Genomic DNA, 15580 nt, shown 5'->3' on the forward strand with positions numbered 1-15580 from the left:
GCCGTGCAGGTGAAGATCATCGTGCACCGGGTGCGGGTGGGAGCCTCCGAGTTCCGCGTGATCCGCCCGGCCAGACCTCTCGCCAACGGCGCGCTCTACGACACCGGCCATCAGTACGACATGTACGTGGACCGGCCCGATGGCCGGCGGATCGGCGCGTTGTGGCTGCTGGCGGCCCGGTCGCCGCGCTCCCTGGTCTACCTGCCGATGCGGGCCACCCCGCCCGCCCCCGGGATCAACCCGGACTGGGACAAAGAGGACAGGTGCCCGGATCGGCCGCTCGATCTCGTGCTGGCCCACCACTCGCTGCAGTTCCCGCCCGCTCGCTGGAAGCAGGTACGCGAGCGGATCACCACGGGACGCCCGCCGTGCGAACCGCGGACGGCCGGTGTGCCGGACACCGACCTGCCGGCCGATGAGGAGATCGACTACCGGGCCCTGAACTACCAGGAGAACAAGGACAGGCTCCACCAGCGCGTGCACGCCGAGACGCTGTTCCTGACCGGCAGCGCCGCGGCGTTCCGGCAGCCGGCCCGGCACTTCTTCGCCGTGGCGAAGGAGGGGCCGCCCGCTGCCGCGACCTCCCTGTACATCTCGGGCGCCTGCAACTACCACGTCTGCCGGTTGTTCTACTGGCCGCATCTGGACCCGGGGGGCGGGCAGGACATCCATCTGGAGTACGCCCCGCGATGGACGGTCTGACGACCTGGTGAACAGCGCGCGGCCGTAGCTGATCTACGAAGTAAAGGCTCTGGGATCGTTCTCCGACCAAACGGTCGGCGCACCCGTCCAGCAGCACGGCGGGGTCGCCGGGCAGGCGCGGCACCTCAGCTGGTCGCACCCCACGTGAGAGACAGCCCGCCGGCGGCCCGCTCGGTACGGATCTCCATCATGCTGCCCAGGATCGTCGCCTGGTCCGCCACCACCGGCGTGCCGTCCAGGGTGTAGGTGACGCGGCTGCTGACGAGCACCGCGCTGCCCTGCGGCTCATGCAGGTGACGGGCGCCCGTGGCGTCGAGCAGGCCGGGCCGGACCACCTCCGAGGCCCGCGCGACCGCCACACCCGCATCGGCGAGCGCGGTGTAGAGGGACACGGCGGTGAAGTCCCGCTCGCGGATCTGCTCGGCCACCGGCCGCCGCACCCAGGACACCTGGTGGACGGCGGGACGCCCGGCGAACTCGCGGACCCGCTCCAGCCGCAGCGCCGTCTCAGCGGGACGCAGCCGCAGTTGCGCGGCGATCCGCGCGGGCACCCGGCGCATCGCCCGCCCGGCCACCGAGGTACGCACGTCGTGGCCCTGCTTGCGCAGGTCGTCGGCCAGGCTGCGGAGCGAGTCGAGCTGGTAGGCCAGGTGCGGCGGCGCGACGAACGTGCCCTTGCCGGGCCGCTGCACGATCAGCCGCTCGTCGCTCAGCTCCCGCAGTGCCTGGCGCAGCGTCATGAGGGTCACCCCGTAGGCGGCGCTCAGCTCGCGTTGCGGCGGCAGGGCGTCGCCGGGGGCGTAGTGTCCCGACCGGATCTTCGCGGCGAGGTCGGCGGCGATGGCGCGGTATCTCGCCTCGTGCCCGGCGTCGGGGGTCATCGTGGTCGGTCACACTCCTGGTCGAGGGCTTGCCGCAGGGTCAGGAGGAAGGCCCGCAGGTCGTCGGGGCCGGCTCCGTCGAGCACCCGCCGCATGACCGCGGCGCCGACCACCACGCCGTCGGCGTGCCGGCGGGCTTCGCGGGCCTGCTCCGGGCTGGAGATGCCGAATCCTAGCAAGAGCGGCCGGTCGGTGACGTCCCTGACCCGCCCGGCGAGCTCCGCCGCCGATGCGGCCAGGCCGGCCCGCTCGCCGGTGGTGCCCATGACCGACACCGCGTAGACGAAGCCCCGGCTGCGCTCGGCGATCCGCGCCAGCCGCGCCTGCGGCGTGGACGGCGAGGCGAGCAGGGCCACCTCCACGCCGGCGGCGGCGGCCACGTCCGTCAGCTCGCCGGCCTCGTGCACCGGCAGGTCCGGCACGATCAGCCCGCCGACGCCGGCCCGGCTCAGCGCGGCGCAGAACGCCTCAGGGCCGTCGTGCAGCACCAGGTTGTAGTAGGTGCTGACGACCAGCGGCACCCCCAGGTCGCCGGTCCCGGCGAGGTCGGCGAGGATCCGGCGGGTGCTCGCGCCCCGCGCCAGCGCCGTCTGGCTGGCTTGCTGGATGGTGAGGCCGTCGAGGGTGGGGTCGGAGAAGGGCAGGCCGACCTCGATCGCGTCCGCGCCGGCGGCGGCGAAGGCCCGCAGGTGATCCGTCCAGCCGGGGGTGACGCCCCCGGTGACGTACGGCATGAGCAGGCCGCGGCCGGCGTCGCGGCGGGCCCGCAGGTGGCGCTCGACGGCGCCCGCGGCCAGGGTGGGGTTCGTCACAGCAGCTCCTTCAGGGTCGAGACGTCCTTGTCGCCCCGTCCGGACAACGTCATCAGCACCGTCGATCCGGCCGCCAGCTCGCCGCTGCCCGCGGCGCGGATCACCCAGGCCAGGGCGTGCGCGGATTCGAGCGCCGGGACGATGCCCTCGGTGCGCGCCAGCCGTACGGCCGCGCCGATCGCCTCCTCGTCGCCGACCGTGACGTAGCGGGCGCGGCCCAGGTCGCGCAGGTGGGCGTGCTCGGGGCCGACCCCGGGGTAGTCCAGCCCGGCGGCGATGGAGTGCGCCTCGGTGATCTGACCGTCGTCGTCCTGCAGGAACAGCGAGCGGCAGCCGTGCAGGACGCCGAGCCGGCCCCGGCCCGCCCCGGCGCCGCCCTCCGCCTCCACCCCGAACAGGCGCGCCGCGGTGTCGGCGAACCCGGCGAACGTGCCGGCCGCGTTGGAGCCGCCGCCCACGCACGCGACCACGTGGTCCGGCACCCCGGTGCGCACCTCGGCGGCGAACTGCGCGCGCGCCTCGTCGCCGATGACCCGCTGGAACTCCCTGACCATCCACGGGTACGGATCCGGCCCGACGACCGAGCCGACGCAGTAGTGGGCCTCGCCGGTGACGCCCACCCAGTGCCGCATGGCCTCGCTGGTGGCGTCCTTGAGGGTACGGCTGCCCGCGGTGACCGGGACCACCTCGGCGCCCAGCATGCGCATCCGGAACACGTTCAGCGCCTGCCGCTCCATGTCGCGCTCGCCCATGAACACCGTGGCGCGCAGCCCGAGCAGCGCGGCGGCGGTCGCGGTGGCCACGCCGTGCTGGCCCGCGCCGGTCTCGGCGATCAGCCTGCGCCGTCCCATCCGGGTGGCCAGCAGCGCCTGCCCCAGCACGTTGTTGATCTTATGGGAGCCGGTGTGGGTGAGGTCCTCGCGCTTGAGGTAGAGCCGCACGCCCAGCGCCTGCGACAGCCGCCTGGCCGGGGTGAGCGGGGTGGGCCGCCCGGCGTGGACGGCGAGCAGGTCCGCCAGGGTGTTGCGGAAGCCCGGATCGGCCCAGGCCTGCCGGAACGCCTCCTCCACCTCGCGGCACGCCTCGACGAGGGACTCCGGGGCGTACCTTCCGCCGTACTCGCCGAATCGTCCGCGCGCCCGGGGTTCGCCCATGGTCTCCTCCGGCGGGGCCGGCTCCTGCCGGGACAACACGCTTCGCATGCCATGCTCCCATCGTTCTATAACTCTGGAGAGAGTTCTATAACAGTGAGTGTGGCATGGGAGGGCCTGGGCGCGCCAGCGCCCGTCGGGCGGGGGTGGGGGTGTTGTCCTAGTCGCGGGGGCGGTTCGCGCGCCGCACGGCGACGAACACCGCCGCGCCGACTGCGAGGAGGAGGAGAAGGAGGAGCAGGAACAGGACGCCGAGGATGAGGAGTTCGGCAACGCCGATGTTCATCATGGCGCGAGCGTAGGCGGGTGGGATTGCCGTGCCCTTGCGGAATCCTTGATCCCGGCGGAAAGGTTGATCTACGTTGTAAAGACGTGGGGTTTGGTCAGAAACCAGCGCCGAGCGCCTCTCGGTCGCCGCAGAGAGATCTTCCTTGGTCCCGAAAATGGCGGCGCCGCGCACCCGTCCATCGACCTGCTCTCAACAACGCCGGCACCTACGGCATGACGGAACGCATGCTCATCGCGAACGGGCTGGAGGCGACGTTGTAGCGGCGGCAGGCGTGGACACCGCCGCCCTGGCCGCGCATCCCGGCATGGCGCGTAGCGACTTCAACCGGGACTTCCGCCCCGCTCCTGCGCTTCTTGCCGGGGCGCGCGCCGGGCTGCGGACCGGCTGAATTGTGCAGGACCCCGCGGGGGGACGGTGCGGGCGGCGGTGGATCTGTGGGCGAGGGGAGGGGAGTCCAACGGGCACGCCGCCCGCACGTGGCCATCCGGTGCGGCCATCCGGTGCGGATGGCCTCCAGCGTCCGCTCTCATGACGCCGGCAGGCAGGAACGCCTGTAGCGGGGTCGGAGCGGCTGACGGGCGTACACCATCCCCTGACTCGGATATAGAAATCTACATTGTAAAGGCGGAGGGTCAGCAGACAACCTGACTCCGTACTACAAAGACAACCCGCAACGACAGGGGAAGGCGTCGGCCGGTGGGAGCGATGTGCATACACTTGTCGAACGTGACTTCCAAGCCGCGTATCCCCAATGTCCTGGCCGGCCGCTACGCCTCGGCGGAGCTGGCGCGCCTGTGGTCGCCCGAATACAAGATCATCGCCGAGCGGCGGTTGTGGCTGGCGGTGCTGCGGGCGCAAGCCGAGCTGGGGATCGCGGTGCCCGAGGGGGCGATCGCCGACTACGAGAAGGTGGTCGAGCGCGTCGATCTGGAGTCGATCGCGGCGCGTGAGCGGGTCACCAGGCACGACGTGAAGGCCCGCATCGAGGAGTTCAACGCGCTGGCCGGGCACGAGCAGGTGCACAAGGGCATGACCTCGCGCGATCTGACCGAGAACGTCGAGCAGTTGCAGGTGCGCGACAGCCTGCTGCTGGTGCGCGGCCGGGTGGTGGCGCTGCTGGCCCGGCTGTCGACGCTGGCGCAGGAGCACGCGGCCACGGTGATGGCGGGCCGCTCGCACAACGTGGCCGCGCAGGCCACGACGCTGGGCAAGCGGTTCGCGACGGCGGCCGATGAGCTGCTGGTGGCCTACCGGCGGCTGGAGGAGCTGATCGCGCGGTATCCGCTGCGGGGCATCAAGGGCCCGGTCGGCACCGCGCAGGACATGCTCGACCTGCTGGGCGGCGATCGCGGCAAGCTGGCCGAGCTGGAGGGGCGGGTGGCCGCGCACCTGGGGTTCGAGCAGCGCTTCACCAGTGTGGGGCAGGTGTATCCGCGGTCGCTGGACTTCGAGGTGGTGACGGCGCTGGTGCAGCTGGCGGCGGCGCCGTCGTCGCTGGCCAGGACGATCCGGCTGATGGCCGGGCACGAGCTGGTGACCGAGGGGTTCAAGGAGGGGCAGGTGGGCTCCTCGGCGATGCCGCACAAGATGAACACCCGCTCCTGCGAGCGGGTGAACGGCCTGGCCGTGGTGTTGCGCGGTTATGCCTCGATGGTGGGCGAGCTGGCGGGCGACCAGTGGAACGAGGGTGACGTGTCGTGCTCGGTGGTGCGCCGGGTGGCGCTGCCGGACGCGTTCTTCGCCTTCGACGGGCTGGTGGAGACGATGCTGACGGTGCTGGACGAGTTCGGCGCGTTCCCTGCGGTGATCGGTGCCGAGCTGGGCCGGTATCTGCCGTTCCTGGCGACGACCAAGATGCTGATGGCGGCGGTGCGGGCGGGGGTGGGCCGTGAGCAGGCGCATGAGCTGATCAAGGAGCACGCGGTGGCGGCGGCGCTGGCGATGCGTTCGCGCGGGGCGGCCAACGAGCTGCTGGATCTGCTGGCCGCCGATGAGCGGTTCCCGCTGGACCGTGCGGGGCTGGAGGCGTTGCTGGAGGATCGGGTGTCGTTCACCGGGGCGGCGGCCGACCAGGTGGAGGCGGTTTCGCGGCAGGTGGGCGAGATCGTGGCGGCGTATCCGGAGGCGGCGGCGTACCGTCCCGGCGCGATCTTGTGATCAGGCGGCTGCGTTCCCTGGAGGAGGTGCGGGCCGCGTGCGGGGACGACGATCTGGTGGTGTGGGCGGCCCAGGACCTGTCGGGGGGCAGCCGGGCGTGGGCGCTGGGCGAGGCGGTGGTGGCCGCCAGCGCGGCGGTGTCGCGGCATGACCGGTTAGCCGTGTGGGGGGGCGTCGAGCGCGGTGGCGCTGGTGCGGCATGCGCTGGGTGAGCTGGGGGCGACGTACCGGCCGCTGGGTGAGGTGGAGCTGATGCGGCGGGTGGCGGCGAAGGTGGACGGGGTGCGGGAGGCCGCGGAGTTCTCCTGGATGAGCCTGTCCGGCGCGGTGCCGGCTGCGGTGCCGGCTGCGGGGGTGGAGTGGCCGGGCGGTGAGGAGGTCGCGTGGCTGGACGGGGGCGCGGCCGGGGAGGTGGCGCGGTTGCTGGCGGCGGACGCGCCGCACTCCTACGCGGTGCCCGGCTCGGCCGGGGTGCGCCGGTGGGCGGGTGTGCGGGTGGACGGGGTGCTGGCGGCGGTGGCGGCGGATGCGTGGTCGGCGCCGTCGGTGGGGCTGGTGGCGGGGGTCGCCACGCGGGCGGCGTGGCGGGGGCGGGGGCTGGCCGGGGTGGTGTGCGGGTGGGTGTCGCGGGAGCTGGTGGCGGCTCATGGGCGGGCGGCGCTCATGGTGGACGATCACAACGGGGCGGCGATCCGGGTGTATGAGCGGATCGGGTACCGGCGCAGGCGGGTGCTGGCCACCTACGTGGCGTGAGGCTCGCAGGTGGCTCAGGGTCTCCCGTCAGGCGAAGGGGAGCGCGGGACAAGCGGCGCTTCGTCTCGGTGGCGAAGTTGTACGGCCATGCTTGGCGAGCGCGGGTTCTCGGCCGCTGAGGAAGAGGTGGCGTCGTTCATCGCCCCCCGGGTGCGCGGGAGCCGGACCTCGTTCCGGGGCTGTCCGATCGGGTGATTGCCGCGCGTGCCGCTCCGCCACTTCGGCGAAGCGGCGGACGACCGCGGGAATCGGGTCGAGCCGGCTCTGGGCCGCGAAGGCGGGTGTCATGGAATGAGGACCACCTTGTTGCATTCGTCCTGCTTGTTTTTGAACAGCTCGAACGCGTGCGGCGCCTTGCTGAGCGGCATGCGGTGTGAGATGACGAAGCTCGGGTCGATCTCGCCCGCGCGGATCCGCTGCAGCAGCGGCTCGGTGTAGCGTTGCACGTGGCATTGGCCGGTGCGGATGGTCAGGGACCGGTTCATGACGGTGCCCATCGGGAACTTGTCGACGAATCCGCCGTAGACGCCGATGACGGAGACGACGCCGCCGTTGCGGCAGGCCATGATGGCCTCGCGTAGCACGTAGGGCCGTTCGGTCTCCATCCGGGTGGCCTGCTTGGCGCGGTCGTAGGCGTACATGGCCGGGGTCGGGTGGTGGGCCTCCATGCCGACGGCGTCGATGCAGGCGTCGGGGCCGCGCCCGCCGGTCATGTCGCGCAGTGCTTCCAGTACGTCGACCTCCTCGTAGTTGAGGACCTCGGCCCCGGTGCGCTGGACCCGCCGCAGCCGGTACGGGAAGCGGTCGATGACGATGACCCGGTCGGCGCCGAGCAGGAACGCGCTGGCCGCGGCGAACTGCCCGACGGGCCCCGCGCCCCAGATGGCGATGGTCTGGCCCGGCTTGATGTCGCACATCTCCGCGCCCATGAAGCCGGTGGGGAAGATGTCGGACAGGAACAGCACCTTCTCGTCGGGCAGGTCGTCCTCGATCTTGATGGGGCCGACGTCGGCGAACGGGACGCGCACGTATTCGGCCTGCCCGCCGGGGAAGCCGCCCAGCATGTGGGAGTAGCCGAAGATGCCGGCGGGCGCGTGGCCCATCAGCTTCTCGGCCATGCCGGCGTTGGGGTTGGAGTTCTCGCACAGCGAGTACAGGCCGTCCTGGCAGGCGAAGCAGGCGCCGCAGGCGATCGGGAACGGTACCACGACGCGGTCGCCGATGTGCAGGTTGCGCACGCCGGGGCCGAGCTCGACGACCTCGCCCATGAACTCGTGGCCGAGGACGTCGCCCTTCTTGACGGTCGGGATGTAGCCGTCCACGAGGTGCAGGTCGGAGCCGCAGATCGCGGTGGAGGTGACGCGGACGATCGCGTCGCGGGCGTTGAGGATCCGCGGGTCCGGGACGTCCTGGATCTCCAGGCGGTTGCGGCCCGCCCACACGTTGGCCTTCATGCCCGTCCTCCGGTCGGTTGTGCGGTCGGTTGTGCGGGACGCTGGCGGAGCTGGCGCAGGGCGCGGTGGCCCTCGGGGCTGGCTTCGGAGCGGACCACCTCGCCGGTCTCCATGACCTGCTTGAAGCGGCGCAGGTCGTCGCGGAGCTGCTGCTCGGGGTGCTCGCCGAACATGCGGGCGACGGCGGCGGCGAGCTTGCGGCCGGGCGTGCCGTACTCCAGCGAGACGTCCACGACGGTGCCGCGCCCGCCGGGGCCGTCGGTGAAGCCGACCAGGCCGGCGGTGGCGATGCCGGTGCCGGGCACGGACTGCCAGGCGATCAGGTCGCCGGCTCGCTCGTCGATGATCTCGGCCTCCCATTCCAGGGCGGCGATCGGGCCCTTGGCCTTCCAGCGGGAGCGGCGCTGGTCGATGGTGCGCACCGCGTCCAGGTGGACCATGAACGTGGGCAGGTTCTCCAGCTCGCGCCAGAAGCGGTAGACCTCCTCGCGCCGCTTGTTGACGGTGATGGTGGCGCGTACCTGCAACGGGCCCTTGGCCTTGGCGGTGCCCTGCCGGGCGCAGGCGGCGTCCAGGGCGGTGATCCCGGCGACCGCGCCGAGCGCGGCCAGCGCGCGGGCGCGGCGGGCGCCGGTGCGGCCGGCGGCGGCCCTGCCGAGGACGGTGAGGTCCATCGCGTCGCCGGCGATCCTGGTCCACGCCCATGGGGCGGGGTTCCTGGCGCCGAGCAGCAGCGCGGCGTGCAGGAGCTCGCGCGCGCCGACGAGCCTGGCGACGGTCGTGGCCCCGGGCGCGTCGTCGAGGCCGCACAGGCGGGTCACGGCCCGTGGGGCCGCCAGTTGCGCCGCGCCCAGCGCGAGGCTGGTCCACCCGAGCGCACGGGCGAGTCTGTCGGTCATCATGCGTCCTAACGCAGGTTGCGGTGGTAGGTGCGTTCGCCGCAGGCGGCCCCTGGTCTGCCGGCGCCCCCGCGTCCTCCGTCCCTTGCCCCTGACCAAACCGATGACACCAGGCGATTCGGGCACGAAAGGTGCACGTCGCCTGGATGGCCGTCCACGACGGGTTTCACCTCCCGCGCCGGACTGCTGACGACCGGATATCGCCAGGCGGGGTGTGCGACGGCGCCCGGACAGGCACTGGTGGTCGTGCGACCACACGATGGTCGTCCGGCAGACCGGGCCTCCGGCAGACCGGGCCGGATGGATCCAAGCTCTCGACAACGGGTACGGACCATCGAACGGCGACGTGGATCCCAGGCCGATCGAGGAGACGTATGAATGCGCTTCAGCTCGTCGTAGCCGACGGCGTCGAGAATCTGCTGTTCGCGCGTACCCAGATGGCACTCACCTTGGGCTGGCACATCATCTTCGCCTGCTTCGGCATCGCCTTCCCCGCCATCGTGGTGTTCACCGAGTGGCTGGGCCATCGGCGCGGCGAAGCGGCGCTGACCGGGCTGGCGCACACGTGGGCCAAGGCGATGGGCGTGCTGTTCGCGGCCGGCGCGGTGTCGGGAACGTTGCTGTCCTTCGAGATGGGCATCCTGTGGCCGAGGCTGATGGACCGCTACGGCGAGGTGTTCGGTTTCCCGTTCGTGCTGGAGGGCTTCGCCTTCTTCATAGAGGCGATCTTCGTCGGGGTCTACCTGTTCGGCTGGGACCGCCTGTCGCCGCGGGCGCACATGCTCAGCGCGCTGCCGATGGTCGCCGCCGGGATCGCGGGCGCGTTCTTCGTCGTGTCGGCCAACGCCTGGATGAACAACCCGACCGGGTTCCGCCTGGACGCCCAGGGGAACGTGGTGGACGCCAGGCCGTGGGCGGCGATGTTCGGGCCGTCCACGTGGCCGCAGTTCACCCACATGTGGCTGGCCGCGTTCGTGGTCACCGGGTTCCTGGTCGCCTCGGTGTACGCGGTCGCGATGCTGCGGGGGCGGCGTGATCGCCACCACCGGATGGGGCTGCTCATCCCGCTCACCGTCGCCGCCGTCATCACCCCGGTGCAGATCGGCGTGGGCGACTGGATAGCCAACACCGTCGCCGACAACCAGCCCGCCAAGCTGGCCGCGATGGAGGGCCAGTACAGGACGACCGCAGGGGCCGCTCTGTCGCTCGGCGGCATCTACGCCGACGACGAGCTCCGGTACGCCTTGGAGATCCCGTACGGGTTGTCGCTGCTGATCCACCACGATCCGGACGGTGTGGTGCCCGGTCTGGAAGAGGTGCCCGCCGACCAGCGGCCACCGGTCAACGTCGTGCACCTGGCTTACAACACCATGGTCGTCATCGGCACCGGGCTGCTGGGGCTGGCCCTGTGGTTCGGGCTGGCGTGGTGGCGGCGACGGCGGCTGCCGCACACCGTCTGGTTCCTGCGCGCCGTCGCCGTGTCCGGGGTCGCGGCGGTGGTGGCGATGGCGGCTGGATGGATCACCACGGAGGTGGGCCGGCAGCCGTGGATCGTCTACGGCCTCATGCGCACCGAGGACGCGGTCAGCCCCGCCGACGGGCTCGCCTGGGGGCTGGCGGCGGTGGTCGTCGTCTACACCGTGCTGACCGTGTTCACGGTGGTGGTGCTGCGCAGGCTGGCACGCGGCCGCGACACCCTGGCACCGCAGGAGCGGGGACAGGCGCACGAGCAGGGACAGGTGCTGTGACGCTCGCCGAGACGGTGCTGGGAGCGGCGTTCGCCGGCCTGATCGCCTACGCCTTGTTCGGCGGCGCCGACTTCGGTGGCGGCATCTGGGACCTGCTGGCGGGCGGCACCGAAGGGGGACACGCCGTCCGCGATCGGATCGAACGCTCGATCGGGCCGGTGTGGGAGGCCAATCACGTCTGGTTGATCTTCGTGCTGGTGGTGTTGTGGACCGGATTCTCCAGGGGGTTCGCCGCCTCCGTCACCACCCTGTACATCCCGCTCACCCTCGCCGCGTTCGGGATCATCGCCCGCGGCGCGGCGTTCGCCTACCGCAAGAGCGTCGAGGCACTGGGGATGCGCCGCTTCTTCGGCGCCGCGTTCGCGCTGTCGTCGCTGCTCACGCCGTTCTTCCTCGGCACGGTCGTCGGCGGGGTGGCCTCCGGCCGGGTGCCGCCGAGCATCGGGCCGGGCGACGTCGTGCGGAGCTGGGTCAACCCGACCTCACTGCTGGGCGGCGCCTTGGCCGTGCTGGTCTGCGCCTACCTGGCCGCGGTGTTCCTGTGCGGGGATGCCCGCCGTGACGGTGAGCACGACCTGGCAGGCGCGTTCCGCCGCCGCGCCCTGGCGGCCGCCGTCGTCACCGGCGCGGTGGGACTGATCGGGATCGCGGTGCTGCGGGCGGACGCGCCCCTGCTGTTCGAGGGGCTGACCGGTCGCGGCCTGCCGGTGGTGCTGGTGTCGGTGGCCGCCGGGCTCACCGCCTTCGGCCTGCTGCTAACCCGACGGTACGTCGCCGCCCGGATCGCCTCGGCGCTGGCCGTCATCGCCATCCTGGTGGGCTGGGCAGTGGCCCAGTACCCGTACCTGCTGCTGCCCTCACTGACCATCGAGCAGGCCGCCGCCGGCCGCGCCACGCTGCTCGCCCTGCTCATCGCGCTGTCCGCGGGCGCGGTGATCCTCATCCCGGCCCTGGTCTACCTGTACACACTGTTTCAGAAAGCCTCTATCGAGCCGAAAAGCCCGAACCGCGCCAGACCTTCGTCGCGGCAGAACGGACACGGCTGACCAGACGGGTGCCACCACAAGAACTCCGGCTGGGGACCAGACGTGCACGCGATCAACCGACAACCCGTCTTTCCGAGCTCAGCTCTCTGTCCCGACCGTCGCGATCCACCAGTGACGTCGAGGCGCGTGGCCGGTTTGCCCGACGGCCATAAGAGCATGATCCGATACAAGACACATGGAGCCCGCGACTGTGGGTGGTCGGCTCCGGATTCCGTCCGGCTACCGGCGAGGAGCGCCATGGCCATCAGTGAGCCGCAGCGGCCGGAGATCGTCGTCGGACTCGTGGCGACCCCGCCGGACTATCCGGCGCAGGTGGTCGCGCGGCTCGCCGCCGAGCTGGCCGACCGGCTGGCCGAGCGGGTGGACCCGGAGGTGCGGTGGAGCGTCCGGGCCGGCTGGGGTGACGTGGCGCCGCGCCGCGACGGCGGCGTCGAGGCGCTGCTGGACGATCTCGCCCGGCGGCGGGCCGACGCCCGGTGGGATGTCGCGATCTGCCTGACCGACCTGCCGCTGCACACCGAGCGGGTGCCGCTGGTCGCGCATACGTCCGCCCGGCGCCGCGTCGCGGCGGTCTCCCTGCCCGCGCTGGGGCTGCGCCAGCTGACAGCGCTCCGCACGGCCGTCCCGGGTCTCGTGGGCCGGCTGCTCAGCGACGCTTCCGGGGAGCGGGTGCCGCCGGCCGACCTGGCCGGCCAGGTCGCCGCCATTGACCGGGTGGCCGGCCAGGCCGGTGCCGGGGAACGGGGCTACCTCGCCTCGCGGCTGGCCGGCCGGCTGCGGCTGCTGACCGGAATGATCCGGGCCAACCGCCCGGGGCGCGCCCTGCTGGGCCTGTCCAAACTCCTGGCCGGCGCCTTCGCCACGGCCGCGTTCGCGCTCACCACCAACACCATCTGGGAGATGGGTGACGCGCTCGGCGGGCTCCGCCTCACCGTGATCATGCTTCTCGGGCTGGCCGCGCTGGTGACCTGGCTGATCGTCGCGCACGACCTGTGGGAGAAACCGGGCCGGCAGACACCGCCTGAGCTGGCCCGGCTGTTCAACGTGGGCACGATCCTCACCCTCACCCTGGCCGCCGCGGTGTCCTATCTGGTGCTGTTCGCCGGAACGGCACTCGTCGCGGCGCTGCTGATCGACACCTCCGTGCTGGAACGAAACCTGCAGCGGCCGGTCGGTCTGAGCGACTATCTGACCCTGGCCTGGATCATCAGCTCGCTGGCCACCGTCGGCGGCACGATCGGCTCCGGGCTGGAGGACGAGGACACGGTGCGGGCCGCCGCCTACGGCTACCATCCCGAACCCGGCGGCCGGCGGGACGAGCAGGACACATAGCCGCCGCCCCGGGAAGGCGCCGGCCTGAGCCGGAGCGTGTGGCTGCGCGGCCTGGCGCGGCGTTAATTGGGGTGAGGTTCCGGCGGCGCTCGTGCACAGTTGGCGGAGTGATGTCCAATTTTGTACCTGGTATTGAGCTGTCGCGGGCCTTCTACGGTGAGGTCGTGGCGCCGCTGGTGTCGGGAGTCGCGCACAGTGCCGCGTTGGTGGGGCCGGGGTCGGAGGTGCTGGAGTTCGACACGGCGCGTTCGACGGACCATGACTGGGGGCCGCGGGTGCTGCTGTTCGTGGCGGCGGAGCGGGTGGCCGAGGTGGAGGAGAAGGTGGTGGCGGGGCTGCCGGAGCGGTTCGGCGGGTTCCCGACGGTGTTCGCCTATCACGAGCGGGTGCGTCCCGGGGTGACGGTGACGGATCTGCACGGGTGGCTGGTGGGGCGGCTCGGGTTCGATCCGCGGGACGGGGTGTCGTTGCTGGACTGGTTGTCGGCGCCGTGGCAGCGCCTGGCGGAGGTGACCGGGGGAGAGGTGTTCTTCGACGGGCTGGGGGAGCGGGGGCTGGAGGCGGCGCGGGCGGCGTTGCGCTGGTATCCGCAGGATGTGTGGCGCTACGTGCTGGCGTGTCAGTGGCAGCGGATCTGCCAGGAGGAGCCGTTCGTCGGCCGGTGCGGGGAGGTGGGTGACGAGCTGGGCTCGGCCGTGCTGGGGGCGCGGCTGGCGCGGGAGGTGATGCGGCTGGCGTTGCTGCTGCGGCGGCGTTATCCGCCGTACGGCAAGTGGCTGGGCAGCGCGCTGGCGCGGCTGCCGGGGTCGGCGGAGCTGGGGGAGTCGCTGGGGGCGGCGGTGGCTGCGCGTTCGTGGCGGGAGCGGCAGCAGGGCCTGTCGGCGGCGTACGGGCGGGTGGCGGCGTTGCAGAACCGGATGGCGCTGGCGGAGCGGCTGGATGAGGGGGTGCGGGGGTTCTTCGACCGGCCGTTCGAGGTGATCGGGGCGGGGCGGTTCGTGGCGGCGCTGATGGCGTCGGTGTCGGATCCGGTGATCAGGGGGTTGCCGGTGACGGGGTGTGTGGATCAGTTGTCGGATTCGACGGATCTGCTGGTGGCGCCGGGGCGGGCGCGGGCGGTGACGGCCGCGGCGCTGGGCCTGACCGCCTGATGTGATCTACAGCGTAAAGGCCGAGGGTTTGGGCAGAACCCTCGGTTCTTCCTTACAGAAAACCCATCAGGCGATGAGGGACGCGGCGAGGTCTTCGACGCGGATGCGCCAGGCGTCTGCTGTCTCGGGGGCGCCGGTGCAGGTGACGATGAGGCGCGGTCCCTGGCCGGTGCCCTGGGTGAGCTCCCAGCGGACGTGGCCGGCGGGGGTGTCGTACTCCAGGAGTTTCGCGGTGTCGGTGCGTGTGACGGGCCCGGGCTGGAGGCCGGGGACGGTGAAGGGGGCCGGTGGCGGGGTGCCGGGGGTGGCGTCGGGGCCGTTCAGGTGCTGCCAGACGTCTTCGGCGGGGCGGGTGAGCTGGCGTTCGACGCGGACGGTGTCGCCGTCGAGGGTGGTGGAGGGCAGGCCGAGGATGGCGATGTAGTCCTCGTGGAGGCGGGCGCTGTGGGCGGGGTCGGGGTCGGTGGGCAGGTGGCTGAGGCGCTGGTCGAGGTGGGCGGCGAGGGCTTGGATGCAGGTGTGCCAGCCGGCGGCGAAGCTGGCGGCGCCGTGGCGGTCGGTGAAGGTGTGGGTGAAGGTGAGCAGGGTGCCGTCGCCGTCGGGGGTGAGGTGCCAGCGCAGTTCGTCGTCGCCCCAGGTGTGGGCGAAGGTGCGGGGTGGGTCGTTGTCGGTGATGTGGCCGTCGGGGCCGAAGCCGTAGGAGATGCGGTCGCCGTCGATGGTGACGTCGGCGGGGAACCAGGCGGCGAGGTGTTCGGGGCGGGTGATGGCGCGCCAGACCTTGTCGGGTGGGTGGGGGAGGCGGCGCTGGAGGGTGAGGGTGGTGCGGCCGTCGGGGTGGAGGGTGAGCGTTTCGTTCATGGGGTGGGGTCGTCTTCCATGGTGTCGAGGTGGTGTTCGAGGTGGTCGAGTGCGGTGTTCCAGAGCCGGCGGTAGGGGGTGAGCCAGGCGTCGATTTCGGCGAGGGGGGCGGGGCGGAGTTCGTACCAGCGGCGTTGGGCGTCCTTGCGGACGGTGACGAGGCCTGCTTGGCGGAGGATGCGCAGGTGTTTGCTGGTGCCGGGCTGGGTGAGGCCGAGGTGGTGGGTGAGCTCGCTGACCTGGTGGGGGCGTTGGAGGAGGAGGTCGAGGATGTGGCGTCGTGCGGGTTCGGCGAGGACGTCGAAGGGCATGGCTGCGAATATACCGGTCTGGTTATATGCCTG

16 protein-coding genes are annotated in these 15580 nt (G+C 72.1%); 8 read left to right on the top strand and 8 right to left on the bottom strand.

Annotated elements, in window-relative coordinates; all coding sequences use genetic code 11:
* Nucleotides 1–3: 3 nt before the first annotated feature.
* Nucleotides 4–702 carry a hypothetical protein gene (locus tag LCN96_RS27465; RefSeq protein WP_225275776.1) on the top strand — a complete coding sequence of 233 codons (699 nt, stop codon included), beginning with the start codon at nucleotides 4–6 and terminating at the stop codon, nucleotides 700–702.
* Between the two features lie 125 nt (nucleotides 703–827).
* Here LCN96_RS27465 and LCN96_RS27470 read toward each other — a convergent pair whose 3' ends face one another.
* From LCN96_RS27470 to LCN96_RS56675, 4 genes are all read right to left on the bottom strand, one after another.
* Complete coding sequence (locus LCN96_RS27470; RefSeq protein WP_225275777.1) at nucleotides 828–1583, bottom strand: GntR family transcriptional regulator; 756 nt, start codon at nucleotides 1581–1583, stop codon at nucleotides 828–830.
* Nucleotides 1580–2395 (bottom strand): tryptophan synthase subunit alpha, encoded by an 816-nt coding sequence (gene trpA, locus LCN96_RS27475; protein ID WP_225275778.1) that lies wholly within the window; start codon nucleotides 2393–2395, stop codon nucleotides 1580–1582. The genes LCN96_RS27470 and trpA overlap by 4 nt, the downstream gene beginning before the upstream one ends.
* Complete coding sequence (gene trpB, locus LCN96_RS27480; RefSeq protein ID WP_225275779.1) at nucleotides 2392–3597, bottom strand: tryptophan synthase subunit beta; 1206 nt, start codon at nucleotides 3595–3597, stop codon at nucleotides 2392–2394. The genes trpA and trpB overlap by 4 nt, the downstream gene beginning before the upstream one ends.
* A 109-nt stretch (nucleotides 3598–3706) precedes the next feature.
* Complete coding sequence (locus tag LCN96_RS56675) at nucleotides 3707–3835, bottom strand: hypothetical protein (protein WP_263657523.1); 129 nt, start codon at nucleotides 3833–3835, stop codon at nucleotides 3707–3709.
* Between the two features lie 726 nt (nucleotides 3836–4561).
* Here LCN96_RS56675 and purB point away from each other — a divergent pair.
* From purB to LCN96_RS27495, 3 genes are read left to right on the top strand one after another with little or no spacing between them, the layout of a single operon-like run.
* Nucleotides 4562–5992: an adenylosuccinate lyase gene (purB, locus tag LCN96_RS27485; RefSeq protein WP_225275780.1), complete on the top strand. Its 1431-nt coding sequence runs from the start codon at nucleotides 4562–4564 to the stop codon at nucleotides 5990–5992.
* The gene (locus LCN96_RS27490) at nucleotides 5989–6204 is read left to right on the top strand and encodes a hypothetical protein (protein ID WP_225275781.1); all 216 of its coding nucleotides are present in this window, start codon (nucleotides 5989–5991) and stop codon (nucleotides 6202–6204) included. Before purB ends, LCN96_RS27490 begins: the two co-directional genes overlap by 4 nt.
* Nucleotides 6185–6745, top strand: a complete 561-nt coding sequence (locus tag LCN96_RS27495; RefSeq protein WP_225275782.1) for a GNAT family N-acetyltransferase — start codon at nucleotides 6185–6187, stop codon at nucleotides 6743–6745. Before LCN96_RS27490 ends, LCN96_RS27495 begins: the two co-directional genes overlap by 20 nt.
* A 284-nt stretch (nucleotides 6746–7029) precedes the next feature.
* Here LCN96_RS27495 and LCN96_RS27500 read toward each other — a convergent pair whose 3' ends face one another.
* Both LCN96_RS27500 and LCN96_RS27505 read right to left on the bottom strand, forming a co-directional pair.
* Entirely contained in the window at nucleotides 7030–8199 is a 1170-nt protein-coding gene (locus LCN96_RS27500) for a zinc-dependent alcohol dehydrogenase (RefSeq protein ID WP_225275783.1), read from the bottom strand.
* Nucleotides 8196–9101 (bottom strand): SRPBCC family protein, encoded by a 906-nt coding sequence (locus LCN96_RS27505; protein ID WP_225275784.1) that lies wholly within the window; start codon nucleotides 9099–9101, stop codon nucleotides 8196–8198. The genes LCN96_RS27500 and LCN96_RS27505 overlap by 4 nt, the downstream gene beginning before the upstream one ends.
* Before the next feature lie 371 nt (nucleotides 9102–9472).
* On the opposite strand from LCN96_RS27505, the gene LCN96_RS27510 reads away from it, so the two are divergent.
* From LCN96_RS27510 to LCN96_RS56680, 4 genes are all read left to right on the top strand, one after another.
* Entirely contained in the window at nucleotides 9473–10846 is a 1374-nt protein-coding gene (locus LCN96_RS27510) for a cytochrome ubiquinol oxidase subunit I (RefSeq protein ID WP_225275785.1), read from the top strand.
* Nucleotides 10843–11892: a cytochrome d ubiquinol oxidase subunit II gene (locus LCN96_RS27515; RefSeq protein ID WP_225275786.1), complete on the top strand. Its 1050-nt coding sequence runs from the start codon at nucleotides 10843–10845 to the stop codon at nucleotides 11890–11892. The genes LCN96_RS27510 and LCN96_RS27515 overlap by 4 nt, the downstream gene beginning before the upstream one ends.
* Nucleotides 11893–12129: 237 nt before the next feature.
* The gene (locus LCN96_RS27520; protein WP_225275787.1) at nucleotides 12130–13224 is read left to right on the top strand and encodes a DUF2267 domain-containing protein; all 1095 of its coding nucleotides are present in this window, start codon (nucleotides 12130–12132) and stop codon (nucleotides 13222–13224) included.
* A gap of 164 nt (nucleotides 13225–13388) precedes the next feature.
* A complete protein-coding gene (locus tag LCN96_RS56680; RefSeq protein WP_263657524.1) occupies nucleotides 13389–14375 on the top strand; it encodes a DUF4037 domain-containing protein in 987 nt (328 codons plus the stop codon).
* 66 nt (nucleotides 14376–14441) lie between these two features.
* Here LCN96_RS56680 and LCN96_RS27535 read toward each other — a convergent pair whose 3' ends face one another.
* Complete coding sequence (locus LCN96_RS27535) at nucleotides 14442–15236, bottom strand: SRPBCC domain-containing protein (RefSeq protein ID WP_225275788.1); 795 nt, start codon at nucleotides 15234–15236, stop codon at nucleotides 14442–14444.
* Entirely contained in the window at nucleotides 15233–15547 is a 315-nt protein-coding gene (locus tag LCN96_RS27540; RefSeq protein WP_225275789.1) for an ArsR/SmtB family transcription factor, read from the bottom strand. The genes LCN96_RS27535 and LCN96_RS27540 overlap by 4 nt, the downstream gene beginning before the upstream one ends.
* Nucleotides 15548–15580 lie beyond the last annotated feature (33 nt).

Source organism: Nonomuraea gerenzanensis, from assembly GCF_020215645.1.
In the GTDB taxonomy this organism is placed as follows: Bacteria; Actinomycetota; Actinomycetes; order Streptosporangiales; family Streptosporangiaceae; genus Nonomuraea; species Nonomuraea gerenzanensis.